At 35.8% G+C, this 4,507-nt stretch carries 3 protein-coding genes; 2 read left to right on the top strand and 1 reads right to left on the bottom strand.

All coding sequences use genetic code 11. The features are described 5' to 3' along the window. Window positions 1-608 precede the first annotated feature (608 nt). Window positions 609-2,642, top strand: a complete 2,034-nt coding sequence (locus tag G475_RS0121995; RefSeq protein ID WP_026703093.1) for a serine/threonine protein kinase — start codon at window positions 609-611, stop codon at window positions 2,640-2,642. On the opposite strand, the gene G475_RS0121990 is transcribed toward G475_RS0121995, so the two are convergent. Further along, a complete protein-coding gene (locus tag G475_RS0121990) occupies window positions 2,613-3,278 on the bottom strand; it encodes a hypothetical protein (RefSeq protein WP_026703092.1) in 666 nt (221 codons plus the stop codon). The two genes, G475_RS0121995 and G475_RS0121990, sit on opposite strands and share 30 nt — an antisense overlap. A 925-nt stretch (window positions 3,279-4,203) precedes the next feature. Here G475_RS0121990 and G475_RS0121980 point away from each other — a divergent pair. Further along, the coding region (locus G475_RS0121980; protein ID WP_026703091.1) for an IS110 family transposase at window positions 4,204-4,507 on the top strand (304 nt) is incomplete at its 3' end.

Genomic DNA, 4,507 nt, shown 5'->3' with positions numbered 1-4,507 from the left:
CCAGACCCAGCTAAGGAGCTTAGCCGCCCCCCACCACATGGATACGCCGGACGAAGGAATGTATGGACACCCATCCAGTGATATATGGGAGGGTTAGCGACCATGTGCGATGTGGGTGATTACCAAGAGCACGGTCATATAATAATTTACCAACAAATTCCTGTTCGAGCAGTTGGAAGGAATCCAAACTGGTTCAAATTGTTATAAATAACAATATATGTGTCCGTGAGGTGGGAATGAATCTATCTGGTGATAATTGATAGGTTAGAAATTCGGAGAAAACAAGAACATGTGGAAGGATAATTAATTACAAAGAGGGAGGGATGAAACGGCAATTGTGAGAGTTTTATCCATTCTTTCAATGAGTGGTAAAGGGTCCCTCAAGAAGTGGTATATTTCTCCGCCGCAAACGGTGGTAAAAAAGACAGCACAAGATGTCCGCCGTACTCAAATAATAAATACATACAAATGGTCAACACATTGTTTAATCTTCTAACGAATATATGTTGAGTCAGTTAAACTTATTTTTAGCCCGTTGGTTTCCTGGACACCCATAAAATGCTACTATTATAGTAATGTGATTTCTGAATTAGGTTGGAGGGGTATTCTTGAATATTGATGGATATAAAGTCATTAAAAAGTTAGGTTCGGGGAATTTTGGTACAACTTATTTAGTAGAAAAAAAAGATGAGAAATTTGCTCTGAAGCTTATAAGAACCAATATGTTAGATCAACGAAATAATGACGCTAGAAGGATTGAACGGGAAATCAGAACCTTAAGACAAGTGGAAGGAGGTTTTGTGGCTAAATATATTGATGATGGTGTATTTAACGATGGTGATGAAGAATTTCGATATATTGTAATGGAATATGCAAATGGAAGAAACTTAGAAGAATATCTAACTGCTCAAGGACCCTTATCAACTACTGTTGCTGCTAAAATATCGCTAAGTATCTTTAATGCAATTGACGAGGTACACAAATGTGGTGTATTTCATCGTGATCTAAAGCCTGGGAATATAATCCTGCAAGATGAGAACTCTTTCAATGTCAAAATAATAGACTTTGGTATTTCAAAGCTTATCGATGCTAGCACATTAACAACCACAGGGCAAGGCATGGGAACGTTTGCCTATATGCCCCCTGAACAACTGACTTCTGCTAGGGATATAGATTATAGAGCTGATTATTATTCAATCGGAGCAATGATGTATGAATTTTTAACAGGTGAAAGACCTTTTAAAATGTCTAATCAACTAGACGCAATGAATAAAATAATGAATGAAAAACCAACTCCAGCAATAAATAGGAAAGTCAATATACCCACTAGATTTTCCGATCTAATAGACGCCCTGCTGCTTAAAGAACCCTATCAAAGGGATATTCCATTAGAGGTAATACAAACTTTGTTAGGTGAGTTAATTATAAGAAAACCTGATAAAACATTAGAACAATTCTACGATAAAACTAAGATAGAATTTCTACCTCTTGCTCAGAATAATGATTCAAAGCTTCTATGTCAAATTGCAAATAGCGATGGCCTGGACGGTGCAGTTTTTAATGCTCCTCATTTAATGTCGTCCCCACGGAGGTATCATGAATTAAGAGAAAATAGTAAGTCACGACTAATAATAGATCCATATACACACACCTTGGCTTATTCAGCTTTCACTACTAAGCCTACATATAAGCAGTTACCCTATGTTATCTCAAAAGTTAGAAAAGAAACACCAAATGACTTTCGAAATTCGGCAGTATTATATAATAGGGCTAAGAAAGCGGTGGACTTTCAACTAAATTATGACCCTGACATAATTATTGCACCTTACCATTTCTATGATTCAATTAATAGCGATTGGTTGATAGTTGATCATAACGTATTTAAGGAATCAAGGAATTATTTAAGGTCCATGGGGGAAAACCGCCCTCTCTATTATGGTGTAACACTTGATATAGAGAAATTTGAAGATGAAGAAGATGTTCACAGGTTAGTTAATTTTATAACAAGTGCACAACCCAATGGTTTTTATCTCCAAATCGCAGGCAGTTTTGACTCATTGAACAGCAATCATTATTATATATATGCTTTATTAGTAAAGATGCTTTCTTACAGTAATAAAGAAATAATTCTTTCTAGAATTAATGATTTTTCTTTTGGTTTGCTCGCTTTAGGGGCAAACACTATAGTAACCAGTCTGGGTCAAGGTGATAATTTTAAAGAAGAATTTCTTAATCGTGAAAGTACTGGCGGTTCACCCAGAAGGTATTATGTAGAAGGATTATTAGGATTACAAAATAAAAACGTAATGGGTGATATTTTATCAACGCGTGCTGGTCAATCTTTAATTTGTAGTTGTAAATACTGTGAGGGGTCAACTAATCTTGATAAGTTGTTCTCATTTAATAATGTTATAAAACACCAACATACAATTCGGGGCAATCAGCTTAAAGAATTTGCTTTATTGTCTGAATATGAACGATTAAGACTCTTTGTGAAAAAAACAGAAGAAGCTAAATCTAATGCTAAAAGTGTGCTTAAGGAAAAAAGGATAAAGAATTTTGGACACAAGCATTTTGATGTCTGGAAAGAGGTTATTTTAGAAGTAGCAGATTTAGATTTCCCTCAAAGCTCTGGGATTTGAATAATGGTTTATTTTAATTAGGTTTTCGGAAATTCTATATCTCATTATCGGATCTAAAGGTTGTTCTATCTTCGGAGAAAATACTACATTAATTTTAGATCCTATGGTTAATAAACCAATATTCTGTTCTTTGAAAAGTTCAACATTAGCTCTATGTGCATAATTCTCATCGATTGCAACGTAAGACTTTTTAGCAAATTTTTTGTACCTAATCGCTTGAACTAAACCTGAATACCAATTGGTAAGTTTACCTTCTAACGCGATGCAATCAATAGGGAACAACTTGAAATCCATATTTCTATAATAGAGACCATCTATATACATTAAAGCTTTTATAGATATAAGGTATCTTAGTATATTTTGTTTTAAATTTCTTTTCGATAAGAAATGGTTATTATATAAATCTTCAAAAGTAATTCCTTGGCGTTTATTTCTCATATACAGAAACACTTTAATTTGATCATTTGTCTGTAAATGCCGCCCTGCTCTTTCTTGTGAAAATTCTTTAAAAGCAGCTTTGTTTTTTACTATGACTACATCTGCAACCCCATATCCGCTTCCAATTTCCTTATAAACGAACTTATTATCATAAATATCAAGTAAATGATTTATCATTATTTCTTCTGTTTCAAACATTCTTTAACTCCTTAAAAAGTATTCTTGAGTTAAATTATAACAAAGAATAAGTCAATTAAGTTGAAATACTTTGATTTCAAACTCTCTTGATTGGTTCATACCAAACCCTATATTTTGAGTCTCCCTTATAACAACCAAGCTTTTTATTATTTTTATAGAAAATATAGTGTATCCTGCACAAAACTTTGCATACGACGCCAACTAATGCATGGTCGATCGTTGATATGTATATAGAAGGGTAACATATTCTCAAATGATCCGAATCACCCGAAAGCTGCTCTGGTTGGATCACCAAATGACACTTATTATCTATGCGGGGAAACATAATAAAGCCTTTGTAAATGTGTTTGATGCTTTTTATTCCGAAAGAAAGGAACATCGATTTACCGGTATTTTCTCCAAACAAGCTAAATAAACAGGGGGACAAATCCGGTAATCAGTTCTATCGCCAACGTTGTAACATGCATACGGTCCCACCCCAATTCAATGCTTTTTTTCATGATCACCAATTGGGTAAGAATTCAACCGGGGCGGGCAAGCCAATCCCTCTTAGGCAGGAGGTTTTTCTGGTTCGAACATGGATGCCGGCCTGGCCGGGGGCAGAGTTCTATACATGGGTTTAGATGAATGTATCTAAAAATGTGAGGCTGAGAAGCGGTGTCAGCATGACATCCAGGCAGTTTTCTGATAAAAATGACGCTAAGCCCATGCCTAAGCGTTACATTTTCGCGAATGAGAAAGAAATGTAATGATTAGCCATCCCTCTTTTTAAATGACACTATGATCCATTCCGAAAATACTATAAGGAGCATTCCTGTTAGGGGAAAATGTGGGTTTTGAACAAAAAAGAGCCCCCTTGGTATAGTACGGAGTGTCCGATGAAAAATCATCGATCTCGAATCCAGGAAACCAAGGAGGACTCATCATGCATTATACGCAAAACGAAAAACTCACGCAAATCACCTCTAACACACTCCTAATTGGCGTAGATATCGCTAAAAACAAACAGGTGGCTCGTGTTTTCGATGACCGCGGTTTTGAATTTGGAAAACGAATCAGCTTCTCCAATGATAGAGAAGGATTCGAAGCTTTTCTACAATGGGCAGCCATGCATCAAGAAAATCATCACAAGACCGACATGATTGTCGGCATGGAGCCCACAGGGCATTACTGGTTACCATTGGCTTACTATTTAAAGGATCGCGGGCACTTTGTGGCTCTTGTCAATC

Source organism: Salibacterium aidingense DSM 18341 (assembly GCF_000429685.1).
GTDB lineage: Bacteria > Bacillota > Bacilli > Bacillales > Marinococcaceae > Salibacterium > Salibacterium aidingense.
The sequence above is the reverse complement of the archived record's forward strand: the minus strand, read 5'-3'. Positions and strand labels throughout refer to the sequence as shown.

What these genes read in the sequence shown, in the direction of transcription:
- G475_RS0121990 (WP_026703092.1), bottom strand. Translation starts at nt 3,278, where the DNA reads ATGTTTGAAACAGAAGAAATAATGATAAATCATTTACTTGATATTTAT.